At 45.7% G+C, this 20,497-nt stretch carries 22 protein-coding genes and 1 other annotated feature; of the genes, 16 read left to right on the top strand and 6 right to left on the bottom strand.

Annotated elements, in window-relative coordinates; all coding sequences use genetic code 11:
- Nucleotides 1-20: 20 nt before the first annotated feature.
- Nucleotides 21-899, bottom strand: coding sequence for a LysR family transcriptional regulator (locus AC50YO_RS05070; RefSeq protein WP_494843962.1), 879 nt, complete (start codon nt 897-899; stop codon nt 21-23).
- A 112-nt stretch (nt 900-1,011) separates the two neighbouring features.
- Here AC50YO_RS05070 and AC50YO_RS05065 point away from each other — a divergent pair, with 112 nt between their 5' ends.
- From AC50YO_RS05065 to AC50YO_RS05045, 5 genes are all read left to right on the top strand, one after another.
- On the top strand, nt 1,012-2,352 hold the full coding sequence (locus AC50YO_RS05065; protein WP_494843959.1) for a purine/pyrimidine permease: 1,341 nt from the start codon (nt 1,012-1,014) through the stop codon (nt 2,350-2,352).
- 123 nt (nt 2,353-2,475) lie between these two features.
- Complete coding sequence (locus tag AC50YO_RS05060) at nt 2,476-3,561, top strand: AI-2E family transporter (RefSeq protein ID WP_494843957.1); 1,086 nt, start codon at nt 2,476-2,478, stop codon at nt 3,559-3,561.
- A gap of 105 nt (nt 3,562-3,666) precedes the next feature.
- Complete coding sequence (locus tag AC50YO_RS05055) at nt 3,667-4,401, top strand: MBL fold metallo-hydrolase (protein WP_494843954.1); 735 nt, start codon at nt 3,667-3,669, stop codon at nt 4,399-4,401.
- 12 nt (nt 4,402-4,413) lie between these two features.
- Complete coding sequence (locus AC50YO_RS05050) at nt 4,414-4,983, top strand: TetR-like C-terminal domain-containing protein (protein ID WP_494843952.1); 570 nt, start codon at nt 4,414-4,416, stop codon at nt 4,981-4,983.
- Nucleotides 4,984-5,110: 127 nt separating this feature from the next.
- Nucleotides 5,111-5,434 carry a hypothetical protein gene (locus tag AC50YO_RS05045; protein WP_494843950.1) on the top strand — a complete coding sequence of 108 codons (324 nt, stop codon included), beginning with the start codon at nt 5,111-5,113 and terminating at the stop codon, nt 5,432-5,434.
- Nucleotides 5,435-5,627: 193 nt separating this feature from the next.
- Here the strand turns inward: AC50YO_RS05045 and AC50YO_RS05040 are convergent, their stop codons facing one another.
- Nucleotides 5,628-5,855, bottom strand: a complete 228-nt coding sequence (locus tag AC50YO_RS05040; RefSeq protein ID WP_494843948.1) for a 3-dehydroquinate dehydratase — start codon at nt 5,853-5,855, stop codon at nt 5,628-5,630.
- Nucleotides 5,856-6,275: 420 nt separating this feature from the next.
- Here AC50YO_RS05040 and AC50YO_RS05035 point away from each other — a divergent pair, with 420 nt between their 5' ends.
- The 7 genes from AC50YO_RS05035 (at nt 6,276) to AC50YO_RS05005 (ending at nt 12,082) form a co-directional block, all read left to right on the top strand.
- A complete protein-coding gene (locus AC50YO_RS05035; protein ID WP_494843946.1) occupies nt 6,276-7,046 on the top strand; it encodes a sugar phosphate isomerase/epimerase family protein in 771 nt (256 codons plus the stop codon).
- A gap of 24 nt (nt 7,047-7,070) precedes the next feature.
- Entirely contained in the window at nt 7,071-8,093 is a 1,023-nt protein-coding gene (locus tag AC50YO_RS05030) for a Gfo/Idh/MocA family protein (RefSeq protein WP_494843944.1), read from the top strand.
- Nucleotides 8,094-8,277: 184 nt separating this feature from the next.
- Nucleotides 8,278-8,598 carry a PadR family transcriptional regulator gene (locus AC50YO_RS05025; protein WP_494843942.1) on the top strand — a complete coding sequence of 107 codons (321 nt, stop codon included), beginning with the start codon at nt 8,278-8,280 and terminating at the stop codon, nt 8,596-8,598.
- Entirely contained in the window at nt 8,595-9,152 is a 558-nt protein-coding gene (locus AC50YO_RS05020; RefSeq protein ID WP_494843937.1) for an HAAS signaling domain-containing protein, read from the top strand. The genes AC50YO_RS05025 and AC50YO_RS05020 overlap by 4 nt, the downstream gene beginning before the upstream one ends.
- Nucleotides 9,152-10,102 (top strand): DUF4097 family beta strand repeat-containing protein, encoded by a 951-nt coding sequence (locus AC50YO_RS05015; RefSeq protein ID WP_494843935.1) that lies wholly within the window; start codon nt 9,152-9,154, stop codon nt 10,100-10,102. Before AC50YO_RS05020 ends, AC50YO_RS05015 begins: the two co-directional genes overlap by 1 nt.
- A 376-nt stretch (nt 10,103-10,478) precedes the next feature.
- The gene (locus tag AC50YO_RS05010; protein WP_494844147.1) at nt 10,479-11,342 is read left to right on the top strand and encodes a CAP domain-containing protein; all 864 of its coding nucleotides are present in this window, start codon (nt 10,479-10,481) and stop codon (nt 11,340-11,342) included.
- A gap of 77 nt (nt 11,343-11,419) precedes the next feature.
- Entirely contained in the window at nt 11,420-12,082 is a 663-nt protein-coding gene (locus AC50YO_RS05005; RefSeq protein ID WP_494843933.1) for a 3D domain-containing protein, read from the top strand.
- Nucleotides 12,083-12,125: 43 nt separating this feature from the next.
- Here the strand turns inward: AC50YO_RS05005 and AC50YO_RS05000 are convergent, their stop codons facing one another.
- Nucleotides 12,126-13,007 (bottom strand): polysaccharide deacetylase family protein, encoded by an 882-nt coding sequence (locus tag AC50YO_RS05000; protein ID WP_494843929.1) that lies wholly within the window; start codon nt 13,005-13,007, stop codon nt 12,126-12,128.
- Between the two features lie 253 nt (nt 13,008-13,260).
- Nucleotides 13,261-14,523: a methyl-accepting chemotaxis protein gene (locus AC50YO_RS04995; RefSeq protein ID WP_494844145.1), complete on the bottom strand. Its 1,263-nt coding sequence runs from the start codon at nt 14,521-14,523 to the stop codon at nt 13,261-13,263.
- A 242-nt stretch (nt 14,524-14,765) separates the two neighbouring features.
- Here AC50YO_RS04995 and AC50YO_RS04990 point away from each other — a divergent pair, with 242 nt between their 5' ends.
- From AC50YO_RS04990 to trpS, 3 genes are all read left to right on the top strand, one after another.
- Complete coding sequence (locus AC50YO_RS04990; RefSeq protein WP_494843926.1) at nt 14,766-15,176, top strand: O-methyltransferase; 411 nt, start codon at nt 14,766-14,768, stop codon at nt 15,174-15,176.
- 1,256 nt (nt 15,177-16,432) lie between these two features.
- Nucleotides 16,433-17,353: a hypothetical protein gene (locus AC50YO_RS04985; RefSeq protein ID WP_494843924.1), complete on the top strand. Its 921-nt coding sequence runs from the start codon at nt 16,433-16,435 to the stop codon at nt 17,351-17,353.
- 46 nt (nt 17,354-17,399) lie between these two features.
- Nucleotides 17,400-17,667: a binding site (T-box leader), on the top strand.
- Nucleotides 17,668-17,716: 49 nt separating this feature from the next.
- On the top strand, nt 17,717-18,703 hold the full coding sequence (gene trpS, locus AC50YO_RS04980; RefSeq protein WP_494843922.1) for a tryptophan--tRNA ligase: 987 nt from the start codon (nt 17,717-17,719) through the stop codon (nt 18,701-18,703).
- Nucleotides 18,704-18,737: 34 nt separating this feature from the next.
- On the opposite strand, the gene AC50YO_RS04975 is transcribed toward trpS, so the two are convergent.
- Entirely contained in the window at nt 18,738-18,920 is a 183-nt protein-coding gene (locus tag AC50YO_RS04975; protein WP_494843920.1) for a DUF5325 family protein, read from the bottom strand.
- Between the two features lie 130 nt (nt 18,921-19,050).
- On the opposite strand from AC50YO_RS04975, the gene AC50YO_RS04970 reads away from it, so the two are divergent.
- On the top strand, nt 19,051-19,266 hold the full coding sequence (locus AC50YO_RS04970) for an alpha/beta-type small acid-soluble spore protein (RefSeq protein WP_494843918.1): 216 nt from the start codon (nt 19,051-19,053) through the stop codon (nt 19,264-19,266).
- Nucleotides 19,267-19,444: 178 nt separating this feature from the next.
- On the opposite strand, the gene AC50YO_RS04965 is transcribed toward AC50YO_RS04970, so the two are convergent.
- Nucleotides 19,445-20,428, bottom strand: coding sequence for a metal-dependent hydrolase (locus AC50YO_RS04965; protein ID WP_494843916.1), 984 nt, complete (start codon nt 20,426-20,428; stop codon nt 19,445-19,447).
- Nucleotides 20,429-20,497: the final 69 nt, after the last annotated feature.

Here is a 20,497-nt window from a genome sequence, read left to right as displayed (position 1 = left end):
TGCTTGCTATCAAGGCTAGGCTACAGATTTGTTACAAGCTCAATGAAATTACGTGCTGCTTTGGACAAATAGTGGTCTTTTAACCAGATCAGCCCCGAGGAGGATGCTCGCCCGGAGACGTCAATTTCATAAGCATAGATTTGACGGGGCTGATGCAGCTTAAGAACAGTCTCAGGCACGATTGTCGAGGCGAAGCCCATCGATACGAACTCCATTAGCATTACAATATCAGAGCATTCACCCAGCAAGCTTGGCGTAACCTGCTTTCGAGCGAACTGCTCCATAATCATGTCATACATGCCAAGTCCCTCGGTACTCGGGAGCAGCAGCGGGAATCGCTTAATATCCGGGTAGCTGACGGAATCACCTGTCAGTCCATCGGGATTGGCGGTTACAAAATAAAACGGTTCAGGCTCCAAATGATGGACGGAGAATTGGCTGAGCTCCAGCGGCAAACGAATAATCGCGAGCTCAATTTCTCTAGCCTGTACTAGGCGGCAGAGCTGTGACGATTCATTCTGCTGAATTTTGTAGGTTATATTCGGATATAACAATTGAAACTGCTGGAGCAGCTTGGGCAGGCGCGCATCAGACAGCGTATTGACTCCAATGGTCAGCTTGCCCCTTAGCCCATTGCCGGTTTCTTTCACCTCCAGTTGACATTCTTCCATCTCCTTGGTGATCTTCAAGGCTTGGCGATACAGCGTCCTGCCAGCCTCGGTCAGCTCTAGCAGCTTACCGTTGCGGTTGATGAGGACGACACCGAGTTCCTGCTCCATCTTTTTGAGCTGCTGACTTAGCGGTGGCTGCGCCATATGAAGCCGTTTGGCCGCGGCGGTTATGCTGCGTTCCTCTGTGATGGCGATGAAATACCGCAGCTGGCGCAAATCCAATCCCATTCTCTGCACGCTCCTCCATATGATAAAAGTATGTAAAATTAATATTTATAATATTTTTCATATTGCTAAGCCCATGTTAGCATAGATGAGCATTCTAAGAAAAGGAGCATACTTGATGACTCATTTTGTTAAAAACAGCTTAAGCTCAATACAATGGTTTATATTCATGCTTACGAGTTCCATCGCATTGCCCATCGTCATTGGAGGTGCGTTTCATTTATCAACAGGCGATATCGAGGGACTCATGCAAAGGACGTTCCTGATTGTCGGGATAAGCTCATTCCTGCAAGGCTGGCTGGGACATCGTTACCCGATTTTGGATGGACCGGCAGGCTCATGGGTAAGTGTTTTTGTTTTGTTTGCTGATATTTCGATGAGGCATGGACAGCAGCCCCAGCAAGCTCTGCAATTGCTAATGGGCGGACTTATCGTTGCAGGGGCTATCCTTTTGTTTCTTGGAGTGACAGGACTAATCAATAAGCTGCTGCCGCTGTTTACACCGCTTGTTACGGGTACCTTTCTCTTGCTGCTCGCTGTACAGTTAAGCGGAGTGTTCCTGCAAGGGATATTCGGACTATCCTCAACCAGAGAGATTCCCGATTATGGCGGTTCACTCATAGCCTTCGCAATTTTTGGTGTCGTTACCTGGCTGTCGATTGCGGGGAAGGGCTGGGGAAAAACTTACGCGGTGCTGATTGGCATAGCGGGGGGCTGGATTTTGTTTGCATTGCTTGGGAAAACAACCTTCAGCAGTTCTATGGAGGCGGCTGCGCCGTTCTTTAAACTGCCCGAGTTATTAGCGTGGGGACCACCGCAATTTAATGCAGGCATCGTGACTACTGCTGCATTGTTTACGATAACCCTCGTATCGAATACGATAGCAGCCTTGTCTGCTGTTAAGGAGCAGGTACCGAGTTCATCTATGACAATGAAGCAGAGATTGAATCGGGGCAGTATAGCAGGCGGCGTATCGCATATGCTGACGGCTGGACTGTCTACAGTAGGGGTCGTTCCTCTTCCCGTATCTGCGGGCTTCATCAAGATGACGGGGCAACGTGCGATAAAGCCCTTTTTAGCCGCATGCCTGCTCATGTCAGGGCTGTCCTTGCTGCCTGGCGTTGTGAGAGTTTTGTCTCATATTCCAGGGCAAGTGGCCAACGCCGTACTGCTTGCCTCCTTTGTTCAATTAATCGTGATCGCCTTCCAAAACCTGACGAAAGCCCTAACCGACCAACGTCGCTTCTCGATCCTTGGCATAACGTTATTGCTTGGCATAGGCATGATGTTTTTACCACAAAATGCTTTGAGCGGTCTTCCGCCGACCTTGCAGGATGTTCTTGGTAACGGTCTGTTGGTAGGGACGATAATCGTCATTGTTCTGGAGCAGCTATGGAAGACGAAGCCTGAGCCGGAGAATAGCAAGCCTGAAGGTAAGACAAGCTCGGCTTCTTAATAAATTTGATGGGCGAATAGCTTCGTGTAAGCCTATCGAAGGATATAAGTAATGATTCCTAATTCCCCTTACCGGGTAATAAGCTATAAAAAAGCAGATTACGAGGTAAAGGGGATTATTTGCATGCGCATAACTAAGCTTAATCGTATTTTTATCAGCATCCTTTTGCTGATCTCTATTTTCTATTTGTTGTCCCGCACGCCTTTTCTATCAGGGCCTCTCGTAGCTGGCTTCAAAATTATCTTCTTGCCGATCGTGCTATCGGTTTTTCTTTATTATTTATTAAGACCGCTCATCTCTATTCTTCACCGATGGAAAATACCTGCGTCGCTCGCAGTCATCATTATTTACTTGGGTGCTGCTCTGCTGCTCGTCCTGTTCGGTCTATGGGTATGGCCTCCGCTGCAGGTCCAGCTCACCGCTCTTGTTGAACGTCTGCCGAAGCTCGTCGAGGATATTCAAGCGCAATTCGTTGTACTGCAGAATCAACATATTGTGAAAAGCCTTGATCTCTCAAGGCTCGATTTCAGCGATAAGGCTGCTCAGTATTTGTCTCAAGTGATGAACACGGCGGCGAATTATATAACGAATGCATTCTCCTTCGTCTCCGGATTCGTTATCGTCATCTCCACGGTGCCGATTATTCTCTATTATTTGCTTAAGGATGATTCGAGCATGGTTCACAAGCTGATTGATCGTGCACCGGATAAATATAGAGAAGATTTACGAGATACGATAACCGAGATTGATAAGGCGCTTAGCGGCTTCATTGTGGGGCGGGTGATCTTATGCCTTCTATTGGGGGCGATGGTGCTTATCGGCTTCCTCATATTGGGAGTTCCTTATCCGTTGGTGCTTGCTCTGATTATCGCCTTTATGAATATGATTCCTTACATTGGTCAGCTTCTCGGTCTTATTCCTTGCGTTACGGTAGCTTTTCTAGATTCACCGAGCTCCGCGATTTGGGTTATTGTTATTGTTCTCATTGCTCAGCAGATCGAAGGTAATATTCTGTCTCCGCATATTTATGGAAGAAGGCTGGACATCCATCCGATTACGACGATTCTGCTTATTTTAGTTTCTGGAACGTTCGGCGGCATTATCGGAATTCTTGTTGTTATTCCTTTTTATCTGGTGCTTAAAATTATCGTTGGTCGGATGATTACATTGTTCCGTACGAATGACATCAAGAGGACCTCAGAGCTTTGATGATGAGATAAAAAAAGGGCAATAGAAAAAAGAGTTGCCAAAACTAATGTCATTAGTTATTATAAAACTAATAACATTAGTTTATGAGAAAAAGGTGGTTTTTATATGAGAATATCCCGTCACAATGCCATCATTCAACTTACCTATATGCCTAATTTATTTCCTGTTAACTGCTATTTGGTTGAAGAGGAGGACAGCTTGACGTTAATTGATGCTGCTCTTCCTAATAATGCCGCTGCAATTATTGATGCAGCCAAGAAAATAGGCAAACCGATTACTCGACTTCTGCTAACCCATGCTCATGGTGATCATATCGGTGCTCTCGATAAGCTTAAAGAACTGCTTCCGGAGGTTACGGTCTATATTTCCGAAAGGGATTCTCACCTGCTTCGCGGGGACCGCTCTTTGCGGCCAGGAGAGGGGAACAAGCCTATTCGCGGGAGTGTTCCGAAGCCGGGCAAAGTGAAGGTCATCCCTGATGTGCTGTTGAAAGACGGAGATCGTATCGGCTCACTGCTTGCTATTGCAGCGCCGGGACATACACCGGGGTCGATGTGCTTTCTCGATACCCGAGGACGGGAGTTAATTGCAGGGGATGCTTTTCAGACAAAGGGAGGCATAGCGGTGAGCGGACAGATCAAGCCGTGGTTCCCATTCCCTGCTATGGCAACTTGGGATCGTGAAATGGCGCTTGCGAGCGCTCGCAAGCTGGCGGAATTCAAGCCGTCTCTTCTTGCTGTCGGGCATGGCAATATGCTTGTATCGCCAGAGAGAGAAATCGCGCGTTCCATTGCTATCGCTGAGCAGAAGCTAACGGCAGGACTAACAACTAATGGATAGGAGAGTGAGCTAATGTCACCAAGAATGGGATTGGATCTGCCGACCATTATACAAGCGGCAGCAGAGCTGGCTGATGAACGAGGCTTAGAAGAGCTGACGCTGGCTTCATTATCTCAGAAGCTGGGGATACGTTCCCCTTCCCTCTATAATCATATTGATGGCTTGAACGGCTTGAGATTCAAGCTGGCTGTATATAGCTTGAGGAGCTTGCATGAGCAGTTGCTGCAAGCAGCAGAAGATCATACAGGTGACGAAGCAGTATTAGCTATTGGACAAGCCTATATGGAGTTTGCCCGCAAGCATCCAGGACTGTATGAAGCATCCTTGCCTGCTCAGGATACAGAGGATGCCGAGTTTCAGAAGCTGAGCGCGGATATCGTTCAGCTCATGATTAACGCTGTCCATGCCTATGCTTTGGATAACGAATCGGCTATTCATCTCGTGCGAGGCTTGCGCAGCATATTGCATGGTTTTGCTTCCTTAGAGAGAAGCGGGGGCTTCGGCATGCCGATCAATCTTGAAGAGAGCATACACCAGGTGCTGCGAACCTACCTCCTAGGAATAAGAGCTGCGATTCATTAGGTAGCAGCTATAAGCAGGGGAGTCTGGCCAATAGGGTCGGGCTCTTCTTTTTTATGCGAATGACCCGTAACGGAGAACCATATACATAGGAAGGGATGATTGATGACAAGTAGAGGTGGGATTAGTGATGTCGAACAAACGCTTGCCGCGAAGCTCTTTCCTGTCGCTTGGCGGTATGCTGCTTCCATTGCTGGTACATGGCCTTCATATGCTGCTTCCGCTTCTCGTCGCAGGGGGAATCTCAGGGGAGATTCATCATGCACAGGGAGCAATAAAGCAGGCGAATCCTTTTCTAGATGGATTGCTTGCCGGAATAACGATGATTTCAGTTCTATTTACTGTACTGTTTCTGTATCGATTATGGACGAAGCGAGAATGCAGCCACGCAGCATTATGGGGCTATACCGGAATATCTATACTTTGCTTTGTTCTTCTCGGGATCATGGCCTAAATGGCAGTTGCCAATTTGGCTGATCCCTGTTTTAATGAGGAATATATATAGAATTGACCTCAGAGAGGCACTGCTCTATTCTTGTACGGCAATAGGAAGCAGGTTGCCATTCCTCCGAACAGCTAACAAAAATCTAATAAGTGAAAAGGCTTGTTACTCTGCGCAGCAGCACAGAATAACAAGCCTTTATCTATTAGTATAGCGATATTGTCGTAGTATCTTTCTCATACAAAGAGTGAAGTGTTGCTTCGCTGCCAATAATCTCGACGCTAATAAGCGATCGGATACAGTTCTTCAAAGCGTTCTTGCCGGTGGTAAGCTTGCGGTTCAATACATCGGATAGCTTCTCTATTGCTTTTTTATTCGTGTCAGTCAAATAGACCGGGATGGTTTGATTATTGAATAAAATGATTGTTTTCATAGTATGGGCCTCCATTCCACAGTAGGAATTTCCATTATTTTAATATACGAAATTGAGAGAAAAAAAGTTTCGGTTACCTTGAAATAGATTTTGTCGGTTGTCTATTATCATAGTAACTTAAAAAGATTAAGGAATTCTTAAATAAGGGTTAGAATTTCGTTACAAAATGATGTCCGGCTGAAATATGGCGTTTTGTCTTGTCCGATGCGATGAAATTCTGCCTGAGATTATCTTCACCCGTATAAGCGGATTTGAAACAGGGGTTAAGGGTTCGGATTGCAGGATAGAATGAAAAGAGCAAAATCGCATAAGAAAAGGCTAAGAAGACAGCTGTTTTTTTATAGAGTAAGCGCTTTATAATAAATAGAGCAAGACAAAAACAAATAGATAAATTAGTGAAGAGATAAAAGGAGTGCTAAGATGACACGAATGGGAATCGGTCTGCAAATGTATACGCTCCGTGAAGAAACGAAAGAGGACTTCAAGGGCACTTTGCGTGCAATAGCCAAGATGGGCTATGAAGGGATTGAATTCGCGGGCTATGGCGGAATTGCTGCTGAAGAGATGCGCGAGTTGCTCGAAGAGCTGGGCTTGAAGGCGATTGGCAGCCATATTGGACTTCTTGAGCTGGAAGAACATCTGGATGAGGAAATCGCTTATCTTCAAACAATAGGAGCCAAGTATGCGATCTGTCCGTGGCTGCCTGATGAGAAGCGTGATGCAGCATCGTGGCTGGAGCACTTCGAGAAGTTCGAACAGTATGGCAGACGTTTTCTGGAGGCAGGAATTGCTTTCTGCTATCACAATCATGAATTTGAGTTCGAGGTTAAGATAGATGGACAGGCCGTATTCGATACTCTATATGAACGGATTGGAGCCGATCTGTTGAAGGTAGAGATGGACATAGGTTGGGTACAATATTCAGGAGAGGACCCGCTTGCTTATATAACAAAGTATGCAGGGCGGCTTCCATTACTTCACTTGAAGGATTTCCGTAAAGGTGAGGCTGGGGAAGACATCGATACGGTAGAGCTTGGGCGCGGCGATCTGCCGCTGCTGTCAATTATTAACCGAGCAGCTGAATCCGGCGTAGAATGGATTATTGTAGAGCAAGACACCTGTGCGAATCCGCCGCTTGTGGCAGTCGCAGAAAGCATGCAGTGGCTGAAAAACAATTACTTGAATAATTAATATACGAAAAGGCAGGGGAATCTGATGAATAAAGTAAGAGTTGCCGTTATCGGCTGTGGTTCTATCTCGAAGTATCGCCATATTCCAGAATATACGGATCATGGGCAAGTTGAGCTTGTAGCCTTTGTTGATCCCATTATCGAACGTGCACAGCAATTTGCTGACCAGCATGCAGGAGCGAAAGCCTATGCAGATTTTGAATCCATGCTTGCGGAAGTAAAGCCAGACGCGGTTAGCGTATGTACACCGAATGCTTTTCATGCGCCGATTGCAATAGCGGCTGCAAACGCAGGTGCTCATGTATTGGTAGAGAAGCCTATGGCGGTTACGGATGAAGAGGCAGCAAGCATGATCGAAGCAGCCGAGCGCAATGGCGTGAAGCTTATGGTGGGGCATAACCAACGTTTCATGCCGGCGCATATCAAAGCCAAAGAAATATTGAAAACAGGCGTATTAGGAAAAGTGCTTACGTTCAGAACCTCCTTCGGGCATCCTGGCCCAGACAGTTGGAGTGCAGATGGGGCAAATAGCTGGTTTTTCCGTAAAGAAGAGGCTATTATGGGTGCCATGGGTGATCTTGGCGTTCACAAATCGGATTTGATTCGTTGGATGCTTCAGGATGAAGTAACGGATGTAGCAGCCTTTATCGGTACTTTAGACAAGCAAGGCGACGTTGATGACAACGCATCGGTTCTGCTTCGTATGAAGAGCGGTGCCGTAGGAACGCTTATTGCAAGCTGGACTTATTACAAAGGCGAGGACAATAGTACGATTCTCTGGTGTGAGCAGGGAGTGATGAAGATTGGCACTGACCCGGATGATCAAGTCATCGTAGAGCTGCGTGATGGCACGGTGGAGAAGCATCGCGTTGGTGAAATTTCGACGAATGAGAACCAACTGACGAGCGGCGTTATTGATGCGTTCATCGGAGCGATTGTGACGGATTCAGCGTCACCTGTATCAGGTGAGGAAGGCCGCAGGTCGCTTCAGGTTATTCTCCGTGCATTCGAGTCGCAAGCGAGCGGCAAATTCATATCCATCCCATAGGAGCAAGAGCCCAATACCTGTATCGGACACGATGCAGGTATTATTTTTTGAACAGTATCTTGCATTATAGAATAGCGTGTGATAAATTAGGTCTATGGAATATAAATACAAAAAAGTATGTTCCGCTATTATGCAATATAGAATAGCAAGCAATATAGAGTAGCTGTATGAAGGAGAGGTGCTTGTGAACATTCAGTTTAAGAAAGGGGTTCTAGAAATATGCGTGCTGGTCCTTGCGGCAAGGGAAGATCGGTATGGCTATGAGCTGGCTGTGAAGATATCGGAGAAATTCGAGGTAGCTGTCGGTAGCGTATATCCTTTACTGAACCGATTAACGCAAGAAGGGCATTTTTCCACCTATTTGAAAGAATCTTCAGAAGGGCCGCCTCGCAAGTATTATCAATTGACAGAGAGCGGATGGATGCATATGCGAATGCTTGTTGATGAATGGGGAGCTTTCACTAGAGCGGTTAATGAAATTATAGAGGATGGGATTCAACCATGAGGATGACGAGAGAGAGTTATATGCGGGAACTGGAGCATCTGCTTGCCAAGGTACCGGAGCAGACACGCAGAGAATGGCTATATGATTATTATCAGCATTTCCAACAGGCGCAAGAGAATGGTCAAGCCGAAGAAGAGGCAGCAATGGAGCTCGGTGATCCTAAGATGATTGCTAATGAGCTGTTGTTCGGCTATCGGATCGAGCAAGCGGAGACAACGAACAGCTTCGGGAAGCTGTCGAAGGCCGTATTTGCAACAGCTGGTCTTGGATTATTCAACATTGTCTTCGTACTTGGTCCCTATATTGCTATAGCAGGTGTTCTTATCGCTCTATGGGCAGTAGCAGCATCTTTGGCACTTGCAGGAGTTGCAGTGATCGTTGACTGCGTCTGGGTCCAAACCTTTACAATGGCACAGGCAACATCACTGGCACTCATTTTCTTTGCGCTTGCCTTATTGTTGGGCATAGCACTGAAAGCTTTGACGAAAGGCTATTTCAATATGACACTGAAATATTTGAAATTCAATACAAGAATGATAAAGGGGAATAAATGATGAGAAGATGGGTGGCAGGCGCACTGATTATGCTTGGTATTGGCCTCGCAGGGGTTCTTGTTTCTTTTGACCTCGATGACTTGAAGGATTTTGGGACAGAGCCTTACTTTGAGGAGAAAATCGTAGATGGATCGAGTGCAAGCAAGGTTCATATTGAAAGCAATTCTCTTAGCATCGTTGTTAAGAAAGGCACCTCTAAGGATGTTGTCGTTCGGCTGGACGGTAAGGCAAGCTCGAAATATTTGGATCGGTTCCAGCTTGAGGTGGAGCAACAGGGAGATACCATTACTATTAACGGGGGATACAAGGATATTTTTGTTATAGGCTTTAACATTATGAATGTGAAGATGATTGTCGAGCTTCCGGAGCGGGAATGGGACTCCTTTGATGTGAATAATAAAAGCGGCAATGTGTATGTGTCCGATCTTGCAGGCAAAGAGATAAGTGTCAATACTTTATCAGGCAATATTAAAGGGGAGTCTCTTGCAGCAGATAGCATTCATTATGAGGTTACAAGCGGCGATATTAAATTGTCCAATATCCAAGGCAAGACAGCTACCTTGGAATCGAAGTCAGGCAATATTAAACTAGAAGACTATAGCGCTGATCAGATTTCCTTCAAATTGGGCAGTGGCAATCTAGCTCTCAATAACGGTGAGGGTGAGCTTAACGGCAAATTGCTAAGCGGCAATGTTCGAATAGAAGCGGCTGAAATTGCAGATCCGATTAAGATACAGGTGACTTCAGGCAACGTAACGATTCTGTCGGAGCAGGAACCGAGGTCCGCTCAGGTTAACTTCCGAACCAATTCCGGCAGCAGCAAGATCGAATGGAGCAACTTCAAAACAGAGAACGACAATGATAACGGATTAACAGGGAGCATTGGCCAGGGTGATCCCATCCTGATTGATGTGGAGACGGGATCAGGCAACCTGAAGATTGGTCATTAAGAATGGATTCGCAACGTCCTTAGCGGCAGTAATGCCTAGCTATAGGGCGTTTTTTTGCTGTATAAGAGAGTAAAATGAGCGGCTTCTTAGTAGATTCTAATGTTTAAATCTATTCAGATTGAATGGAGGGCGAGATTGCTAGAATTGCTTCAAGCCCTGACTCAAAAACGCTCATTTTTTGTAAAATGAGCAATTTCTCATAAAGAAGAAATAACGTTGAAAATGCTGATAAATCAAGCTTTCTTCCAGTTTTTGAGCCGTGTAATGCGCTTCTAGGCCATGTTACGATAGTTTGCGTTGGGACGGACATTAACCACAAAGCACACAAGCGTGGGCAATAGATTACAACCATTCGAGGAGGATGATTTCATTGAAGATGCAAACATTACGAGTAGGTGTCGCTAGCTTGGCAGCAGCAGCATTAATTGGTGTAGGAGTAACGGTACCAACTGCAGGTGCAGCACCTGCTGTGAAGACTTACTCTTCTACACTTACAGTTAAGCTAGAGCAAGACATGATTAAGAAGATTGCTGAGCAATGCGGTATCGATTTAAGCAAAATTAATTTCGGTGACATTCAAATACCTGGCTTTACTATTAAACCAGGGACAGGCACAGGAACAACAACGAAGCCTGATACAGGAACGAAGCCAGGGACAGGCACAGGAACAACAACGAAGCCTGACACAGGAACGAAGCCAGGCACAGGATCAGGAACAACAACGAAGCCTGACACAGGAACGAAACCAGGCACGGGATCAGGAACAACAACGAAGCCTGATACAGGAACGAAGCCAGGCACAGGCACAACAACACCAGGTACAGGTACAGGCTCAGGCTCTAACAATGGCTCGAACAGCGGAACGGTATCCCAAAGCGCTTATCAAACCGAGGTTGTTAATCTTGTGAACCAAGAGCGTGCCAAAGCAGGTCTGCCTGCACTAACATCGGATACATTATTGACGAAGGTTGCAACTGAAAAAGCAAGAGATATGGATGTTAACAACTACTTCAGCCATACTTCACCAACTTACGGTTCACCATTTGATATGATGCGTCAATTCGGAGTCACTTATTCTTACGCTGGCGAGAACATAGCCTCGGGTCAACGCAACCCGCAGGAAGTAATGACGGCTTGGATGAACAGCCAAGGTCACCGTGAAAATATTCTGAACAAAAACTTCAAAAAAATCGGCGTTGGCTATGTAAACGGTGAATGGGTTCAAATGTTTATCGGTTAGTATGAATGCGAAATCACAACGCCGGGCCGAACTGCCCGGCGTTTCTTCTATATAAATGTCAGGAGGATTTAACTATTATGAAAAAAACACTTATGACCGCAATATCATTCGGTATAGCACTGCTGCTCGCAGCAGGACCGGCAAGCGCTGCACCTTCAACACATAAGGCAGTTAGCGGAGATTCATTCTGGAAGCTGTCCCAGCAATATGACGTATCCCTGGATGAGCTTATGAAAGCAAATGCTGAGGTAGATCCGTTGAAAATATACATAGGGATGGATCTAACTATCCCTCAAGAAGAAGGAAAATCAGAGGTATCTAAGCCAGCTGCTTCCGAGAAACCAGCCGAGAAACCAACAATGTCGATGAATTCTGTAAAAGCGAATACGATTATGGCAAGCAGCGGCAAGGTGCATACGTTCAGCGAGAAGCTGACAGCCAAAGCAACAGCTTACACTGCTGCAGCTTCTGAGAACGGGAAATGGGGAGCAGTTGATTATTTCGGCAATCCTTTGAAGGTTGGAACGATAGCGGTTGATCCGAAAATGATTCCACTAGGTACCAAGGTTTATATTACCGGCTACGACTATAAATCTCTTCCAAAGGGTGGGATGGTAGCAACAGCGACAGATATGGGCGGCTCCATTAAAGGAAACCGAGTGGACATATTCGTTCCAGGAAGTACTTCGCAAGCAAGCAGCTTTGGCATTCAAGATATCAAAGTCTATATCTTAAAATAGTGAGCATAACCGGCATCATTCTTCCGATTGGAGGAATGGCCGGTTATTTTGTTTTTCTGGGTGATTGTCCAAGCAGCTCTGGCAAGGTGACAATCTCATAGCCTTTTTGACGAAGCTGTGTAATCAAGAGAGGCAAGGCTTGAACCGTACCCGACAGATCTTGGCCTGAGCCGCCTCCAGCATGCTGTAAAACGATCGATCCAGGCTGAAGTGTTTTTTTGATATTGCGTAAAACAGTGCCGCTGGAAGGGTTGTTCTTCCAATCATTCGAATCAGAATCCCAATTGACAACGATATAACCGTTTTTTCTGGTCCATTCGACTTGAGAAGGCAGCATCTCTCCATAAGGAGGGCGAATAAAGCGAGGGTGATAACCAATAATCCGGTTAATAATCCCATCGGTTCGCAAAATCTGTTGGTGGAACTCATTAGCAGTCAGCTTGGAGAGAACCGCATGATTATAGGAGTGGTTGCCGATAATATGGCCTTCCCTCTGCATTCTTTTCACCAATTCAGGATGCTTGGCAGCACGATTGCCTACAATGAAGAAGGTAGCACATACGTCATACTTCGCTAGCACATCCAGAATGGCTGGAGTAAATCTCGGGTCGGGCGCATCATCGAACGTCAGAGCTACGCGTCTTTTGCTTCTTGGACCGTTCAGCACGAATGCATTGGGATAGTTTTTGCTCAGATTCAGCCATGACATACTTTCTCCACGCGTTGTTGCTTTTTTTGAGCTGGGTACATGTACGGCCTTACCAGAAGCTGATAGATTCTTACCCTGTACATAGCTTGGATTAGGAGGGGCTGGATGGTCTTCCGCTGGCCTTGCCCATGCCGTATTAAAAGGTAAAGAAAGGGCAGTCAGGCCTGCTAAGAAAGCCAGGGATAAAGCTTTGTGTTGAATTATGTAGTTCAGCATACGTCCCGACACCATCGTAGGTTGAGCCTCCGTTTCTACAAGCAGCAGATTTTTATCGTCAACGTATTGTACCCGTCAGGCGTTCATTCATACGTTTAATCAATGCCTCATATTTGTGAGTAAGCAGCCCCAGCGAGCTAAAGTTTAAGAAAAAAGAAGCTTCAAATCCACTTTAAGTGTGGATTTGAAGCTTCTTTTTAATCTGAGACTGTCTAAACACATTTGGGACAGCTCCTATAGAACGTTAACCTGATTATTTCATCTTGAATACTTGAAGCGTGCGTTGGAGCTGTGTTGCCATGCTTAGCATCCGCTCCGTCTCGGTTACGACTGCTTGTACGGAAGCAATTTGCTCGTTCATAGAAGCAGATACCTCTTCTGTTCCGGCAGCTGATTGCTGTGTGATTGCAGAGATATTCTGGATGGAACCGGAAATTTTGTTTGCGCCCTCAAGCATTGCATCACTTTCTCTAGCGAAGGCCGAGATTTGGTCTGTGATGAATTGAACGCTCTCGACGATCTGCTTGAACACTTCTTCGGATTCACGAATCCGTTCTGTTTGAAGCTGAACAACTTCTTCATTTATTTTCATATTCTCAATCGTATGCTGGATGCCTTGGTTAATGCTTTTGACGAGAGTAAATACTTCCTTCGTGGAAGCAGAGGATTCTTCGGCTAATTTGCGCACCTCTTGAGCCACTACAGCAAATCCTCGGCCATGCTCTCCAGCACGAGCCGCCTCGATGGAGGCGTTCAAAGAAAGAAGGTTCGTCTGTTCGGCGATATCGGATATTGAGGTCGTAATCGCAGAAATGCCTTGTGCTTTGCGAGCCAGCTCCGTAATCGTCTCTGACACCTTAGCAGTAGCTTCGACGTTGCGGCGCATGCCCTCTGATTGCACTTCAAGTGCAAGACGGCCTTTATCCACCAGTTGCAGCGTCAGCTCCGAGCGTTCGTTCATTTCCTTTGTAGAATGAGCGTAATTAGAAACCTTAGTTTCGATCTCTGCGATAGATTCGGACATTTCGGATACATCCTCCGAAATTTCACTGGCTCCAGTAGCCAATTCATTAGAAGAAGCCGCGACTTGCTCCATAGCGATCTTCACATTATTGTTTTTCTCGAAGATGCTAAGGCTTGTCTCCGATACATGCTTTGTAATATTTGAGGACTCCGTTAGAATGTCGCGAAGCTTGTCTATCATGCTGTTGAAAGCATGGCCAAGCTCGCCAAGAGCAGCCGCTGAAGCGCTGTCAATTTTCTGCGTAAAGTCGCCTTTAGAGATGCGAAAGGCAGCAGAGGTCATATCTTCAAATGAGGAGCTTAATGACTTTTCGATAAAAGAAATAATAGGGAGTACCGCTATTGCAAGAACAATGGTAACAATTAAGCCTGTAATAACTGAACCACCAGTAAAGTGTAAAACGAGAAGCATAACAAGAGCATACAGCGCTAAATTGAAATAGGTGGTGAGCAACAGCTTGTTTCGCACAGATAACGAATAGTACCATTGGATCATTTGCGAGCGCCCCCTGAAATAGAATATCCATATTATAGCACCAAGGGCCCATTCGGTCTACAAATGTTGTTAATTATTTATTCGATAATAAATAGGTCTTTAAGCGCATATACATGGAGTCGAATGCTGTAGAAAAAGAATATATTCTGTATTGTAAAACGTTTGGACATGAACTATAATCAGACGCGAGAACTATTTTGTAATATAATAACTGAAATGTATAAAGGAGGGAATATTTAATGAACTTAGATGCCATGCCCTTGGCACGCCAGGTTGACTTTGTATTTCGACAGTTGGAAGAAGAGCTTACCTATGCAACAGCAGGTACCGTACACATCCATATTCGCAACAATGCTATTGGGAAATTCGGTCTAAGACAGAACCCCATTGAGAGTAAAAATGGAAAGGTAGAGGGGGAAGTATCCGGCCTAACTCCGATTCAGGTACAAGATTTTCGCCAATTGGCAATTGATGCCTTGAAGTACCGGCGCAGTTGGACACATGGCGAGATTATGTATGATTTTGCCGTTAGACAAAGCTCGGGTTCATGGTCGGCTAGCATCTGTTATGAATCGAATTACAATATGTCGAATTGGAGCCATCGTTATCAACCTATGCACCCGAAGCTTAGGGATAAGTACAAGGAGTAAATTTGAGCGAGGGATAGGTACGGAGTGAATGAGTTGAAGTGATCGGTAGGCAGAACAAGAGCCTTACTTTAACATTGGCTTGTACTTCGAACGATTTGCCTGTATTGCAAGGCAACCTCTGGGAAAGGAGTATTCTAATTAGAGCTGCTTTGTACATCGTAAGTGGAACATACTGGGGAGGTTCGATAGGGACAAATACATGAGGATAAGACGGACGTCGCATTTATAGAGTTTTTTTGAAAATAGTTCTCTCAAGATTGCCTTTCCCTCCATTAGTGAGGAGAGAGGCGATCTTTGTTCTATTTGAACTACATTTGCGTTATTTTCTTGATGCGCTATTTCTGGATCAGCGTTGCGAATCTGTATCGTTATTCTTCCTTACATTCTCAGAACAGTACTGCGGAAATGCATGAGTGCTTAGAGGCAGTCGTTTCTCATCATTTTTGTCTGAAATAACTGATCGGTGTTCCGCTATTTTGCTTCGGTAATCCATATATTTAAAAATAACGGAACTGCATTCCGTTATTACTTGAAATCAGTCGCTTCTCATCATTTTTGGCTGAAATAGATGACCGAGGTTCCGTTATTTTGCTTCGGTAAGCCATATATGCAAAAATTGCGGAACTGCGTTCCGTTAACTCCAAAAAAATATCCGTGCACATGCAAGCACCGGCTCTTATCGCACGTTAGGTCGATACTTGCTGGTCGTCTACTACGCGATATCGGTATCTGCAAAGCAGCTCTATAATTTCTGGGGGCGGTTCGAATTGATTAGGAATGAGCTGAAGTCTGGGATGTTCGGAATGACTTGGGCTGGATTGGAATTGCTCACACAAGTTGGGAGTTGCCGCAAACGTTCGGTGATCCTTTACAAAATTCGGGCATTCTTTACAAAGCTCAAAGGGTCATAAAAATAAGAAAAAGTTAGATGAAGTTTGAGACGGGGCGGAATTCAGAACGGCTTTGAAACAGCTTGCAATGGTTTGAATTGGTGTAGATAGCTTTAAATGTTTGTAATATGGTTTGGTATGGATCGAGATGGTTTTGATGTATGTAATGGACTGGTTGGGATGACTTGGAATGACTTTAAATGGTTTGAGCCGGTTGTGAGCGGGACAACACCCTTTTGCAGATGCTGGGCAGACATAGGAGATTTGTAGTGGTTTTTGATAAACCGCATCCATTTGGAACATTAATACGTCTAATCTGTTACGAATACAAAACATTACAATTACAAAAGGGAGAGGAGTGGTCGTATGAAGAAAACCTTGTATATTGGAATTGTCATTGCGGGAGCAATTAGTTTAGCGGGATGCGGGAATGGCAATGTACAGCCCTCGAAGTCGCCTGAGCCTTCTAATACGGTAATGCCAGCATCGCCTGAGCCGCAGCGAGCAGAGACAGTAAGCCCGGAGGAGAAGGCAGTTATCGAGCCCGCCGAGCTTAAAGAAGGGACATGGGGATTCGTTGATCAGACTGGGAAGCAAATTTTAACGAGTGATTTGACTTTTTCAACTGAGCAATTATCGGATATGAACTTTGCGGTTGGTGATTCCGGAAGCTCACTGCTGTCGGTGAAATATATCGGCAAGCAGGAAGCGAACGATCAGGATGATGGAAGGCAGACAATTCTGAACTTTGCCAATCAGGAGGGGTACTTATTTGAAGTAACAGATGGGGCTGCTAAGCCTAATGAAACGTATTACCTGCGAAATGCGGAGGATTTGAATGAACAGATGCTTTTGCCGGTACAGCTGATTGAAGGCCAGGACGAGGAAGCTGTAAAAGCAGAAATAGCTAAAAGCAAAAATCTTGCTGTCCAGTCTATCTGGCCTTTAGCTGCAATCGGCGGTGATCAAACGCTCTATAGCGTTCAATTCGAGCGGAAAGGCGATGACATGCTGGCAAGCTTGGTGCTGCGAACCGACAATAGGCTAGTGTTCTTCGATTATCCTGCGAAGTATGACGCTAATTCGACTTGGCGGGTAGATGATGGCGGTGAAATTACACGCGATATGTTTTCTATATTATTCGCTGCGCGCACAAAAGAAGGCTTAGTTGTCGGAATCAAGTGGATAGGGGCTGAGGGCGAGGCTGTATCCTTCCTCTCGCTATCCGAGAACGGCTTCTCAGAAGTGCCAGATTCGGGCTACTCAAGATACATGTCTCCTGTATAATAGTTCCATCTAGCTTGACTTTTTACTATTCAGCGATATAATCGTTGTAAATGCGATGACAGGAATAAGTAAGCTCAGGTGTTAATGCAGACAGAGAGCCGGTGGTTGGTGCAAATCGGTGCAAGCCTGATAGCTGAATGGATCCTTGAGCGGAAGGCGGAACGCAGCATTCTGTTGCCTATGCTTCTCCGGACGTTCCCCGTTATGGAACAATGAAGGCTTTAGCCGTTTAGAAGCGTATCCCATCTAAGAGCAGATAGGATAGGCGCGGTGACAAGCGAATTAGGGTGGCACCACGGTCCCTCGTCCCTTGCGGCGGGGGATTTTTTGCGTTCATATCTTTAAGAATAGAGGTCGATTAGGATGAAAAAAGTACTATCGGGTATTCAACCAAGCGGACAGCTTACACTTGGGAATTACATTGGAGCTATGCAAAACTTCGTAAAGCTTCAGCACACGGAGGAATGCTTCTTCATGATTGTTGACCTTCATGCTGTAACTGTGCCGCAAGAGCCTGCGGCTCTGCGTGAGCAGACAGAAGCTGTTGCAGCTTTGTTCATTGCAGCGGGCATTGACCCTTCTAAGGCTAATGTGTTTGTACAGTCGCATGTTCGTGCGCATACGGAGCTGGGCTGGTTGTTGACGACAATAACCAATATGGGCGAGCTTGAGCGGATGACGCAATACAAAGACAAATCAGCAGGCAAAGAATCCATTCCAGCAGGCTTATTCGTCTATCCGGCGCTGATGGCTGCCGATATTCTTATCTACAATGCCGACCTCGTGCCAGTTGGCGATGACCAGAAGCAGCATATGGAGCTGACTCGTGATGTGGCCCAACGGTTCAATCATCGCTTCGGGGAATACTTCACAGTGCCAGAGCCTTACATTCCTGAGGTAGGCGCAAGAATTATGTCTTTGGATGATGCGAGCAAGAAGATGAGCAAGAGCAATCCGAATCAGGGCAGTTATATTGCGCTGCTTGACCCGCCGGATGTTATCCGCAAAAAGATAAGCCGTGCAACGACTGATTCTGGCCGTGAGGTAAAGTATGATGTTGTTAATAAGCCGGAGATCAGCAACTTGATGAGCATTTATGCCCATTGCGCTAATATATCGCTAAGTGAGATCGAAGCACGTTATGAAGGCCAAGGCTATGGACCTTTCAAGAAGGATCTGGCTGAGCATGTCGTAGCTGTTATTGAGCCGCTTCAAGAAAGATACCGTGCAATTCGGGAATCCGGTGAAATTTATGACATTCTTAAGCAAGGTGCTGAACGAGCATCGGAAATTGCAGATCGAACGGTTGCAGAAGTAAGAGAACGGATGGGGTTTTTGGCTCGCAGATAGGTTAGGACAAAAGAAGGCTGGCGCGAATTTCGCGTCAGCCTTTGTTTTCTTGGCGGCGACGAAGCCTGGCTTTTACAATGAAGCCTCCGCCTATAGAGAATAGGGTAAGCAGGGCGAACAAGATAGCCAGCCAAGCGCTATGAGCAATGGAGATTGCAGTTGCACTCATTAGCAGAATAGCAAGCACAGCGAACAGCAAGGATAATGGCTTGGACATGCAATAATCTCTCCTTTACAAAAAAAAATAATATTTTTTAGAAGCAAGCATAGATTGATGGCTGATGCACATAATAAGTTTGCAAGCTTGCAAAACAACACAGTGGTTATACTGAAAGGAGCAATTCCCCATGTCTAATAACAGAAGCAGCAATCAATTGGTTGTACCTCAAGCACAACAAGCTATTAACCAAATCAAGCTAGAAGCAGCACAAGAACTTGGTGTGCAAATTCCAGCTGACGGTTACTACGGAAACGTATCCACTCGCGATGCAGGCTCTTTGGGTGGCTATATCACTAAGAAGCTTGTCCAAATTGCCGAGCAACAATTGTCAGGCAACCGTTAAGCCACTTTTTATACACAATGCTACATTAAGATCGAGGAAAGGCTCAAGGGAAACCTTGAGCTTTTTTCTATGTCTATTGTAGAACTTTGCTTTGCCTAATGACAAGGGCAATCTTTTACACCTTAATCTGAGCTAACAAAAAAACGAGCCTTCAAAATCAAGGCTCGTTCTCAATTCATTAATAGGAATTCATTCGGAGGCGCTTGGTTAACCGTTCGTCGCTTAGCCAGCCAACATAAGAGCCTACGGTCTGGTATTCTTTGTCCATCAGCAGCACTCCAACGAAAGGGTATTGCTTGCGATGACGATAACGAACATCAGACCAGCGCACTTCATAGCCCCATTCATGCTCGGTCACATCGGCACAAGCAAATTTGGTGAAATATAAGAAGGAGCATATAGCGGGATCATTTTTGGATTTATCTACAGCTTCATGCTCAGAGCAGCGTACGTGATCCTGCCATTGCAGCTTGCCTCCCCGCAAATGCCCCACTGCAAAGCTTCCGTCTGCCAACCGCTTAACGACATTCCAATTGGCAAGGGAAATGGTCGGTATAGCGATATATTGATCGTTTGGCTTATAATTGGTGTCCAAGGCAGCCAGCTTCCGCAGCGTTGCTCGTTGGGCAGTTGTTCGCCATATAAAGTACAAGGCAGTGAATAGATACAGAACCGGGAACACGATAGAGGGATTGAACCCAAGCGCCCACAGCGCTATGGCTATTGCATGCGTAGTAAATACAACGGGGTCAAAAATATGAATGATATTCCATGAAATCCATTTGTCTGTGAATGGGCGCATCGCTTGCGTGCCATAGGTATTGAATAAATCAGTCAGAACGTGCACGCTTACGGCAAGCAGTGTCCATCCTGCTACATGGAGCCAAGGCAGACTTCCTCGGTACAGAAGCTGCAAAATGCCTGTAATTAGAACCGTCCATATCAGAATGGCGGGGAGTGAATGTGACATCCCTCGATGATTCTTAATATAGCTTGCATTGCCCTTGAGCCTGAGAAAAGTGTCAAAATCCGGCGCTTGCGAGCCTACAACTGTACCGATTAGCACAGCAGTGTGTATCGCTGGACTAGCCGCTACGACAGGATCAATGGCGGCCAAGCCACCGAGCCCGATGCCTATAACAAGATGTGTGCCTGTATCCACAGCAAGACCCTCCTTGGAATGATGTGAATGTAGTATCAGCGAATTGAAACAACTTTATCAGTGGCAAAT

Source organism: Paenibacillus sp. J22P59, assembly GCF_059383895.1.
This window is presented reverse-complemented; position numbering and strand designations above follow the sequence as displayed.

Coding starts and splice junctions, on each gene's coding strand:
- AC50YO_RS05050 (WP_494843952.1), top strand. CDS start 4,414: ATGTCACCAAGAATGGGATTGGATCTGCCGACCATTATACAAGCGGCA.
- AC50YO_RS05035 (WP_494843946.1), top strand. CDS start 6,276: ATGACACGAATGGGAATCGGTCTGCAAATGTATACGCTCCGTGAAGAA.
- AC50YO_RS05020 (WP_494843937.1), top strand. CDS start 8,595: ATGAGGATGACGAGAGAGAGTTATATGCGGGAACTGGAGCATCTGCTT.
- AC50YO_RS05015 (WP_494843935.1), top strand. CDS start 9,152: ATGAGAAGATGGGTGGCAGGCGCACTGATTATGCTTGGTATTGGCCTC.
- trpS (WP_494843922.1), top strand. CDS start 17,717: ATGAAAAAAGTACTATCGGGTATTCAACCAAGCGGACAGCTTACACTT.
- AC50YO_RS05070 (WP_494843962.1), bottom strand. CDS start 899: ATGGGATTGGATTTGCGCCAGCTGCGGTATTTCATCGCCATCACAGAG.
- AC50YO_RS05010 (WP_494844147.1), top strand. CDS start 10,479: ATGCAAACATTACGAGTAGGTGTCGCTAGCTTGGCAGCAGCAGCATTA.
- AC50YO_RS04975 (WP_494843920.1), bottom strand. CDS start 18,920: ATGTCCAAGCCATTATCCTTGCTGTTCGCTGTGCTTGCTATTCTGCTA.
- AC50YO_RS04990 (WP_494843926.1), top strand. CDS start 14,766: ATGAACTTAGATGCCATGCCCTTGGCACGCCAGGTTGACTTTGTATTT.
- AC50YO_RS05055 (WP_494843954.1), top strand. CDS start 3,667: ATGAGAATATCCCGTCACAATGCCATCATTCAACTTACCTATATGCCT.
- AC50YO_RS05030 (WP_494843944.1), top strand. CDS start 7,071: ATGAATAAAGTAAGAGTTGCCGTTATCGGCTGTGGTTCTATCTCGAAG.
- AC50YO_RS05045 (WP_494843950.1), top strand. CDS start 5,111: ATGTCGAACAAACGCTTGCCGCGAAGCTCTTTCCTGTCGCTTGGCGGT.
- AC50YO_RS04985 (WP_494843924.1), top strand. CDS start 16,433: ATGAAGAAAACCTTGTATATTGGAATTGTCATTGCGGGAGCAATTAGT.
- AC50YO_RS05000 (WP_494843929.1), bottom strand. CDS start 13,007: ATGCTGAACTACATAATTCAACACAAAGCTTTATCCCTGGCTTTCTTA.
- AC50YO_RS04970 (WP_494843918.1), top strand. CDS start 19,051: ATGTCTAATAACAGAAGCAGCAATCAATTGGTTGTACCTCAAGCACAA.
- AC50YO_RS05040 (WP_494843948.1), bottom strand. CDS start 5,855: ATGAAAACAATCATTTTATTCAATAATCAAACCATCCCGGTCTATTTG.
- AC50YO_RS05005 (WP_494843933.1), top strand. CDS start 11,420: ATGAAAAAAACACTTATGACCGCAATATCATTCGGTATAGCACTGCTG.
- AC50YO_RS05060 (WP_494843957.1), top strand. CDS start 2,476: ATGCGCATAACTAAGCTTAATCGTATTTTTATCAGCATCCTTTTGCTG.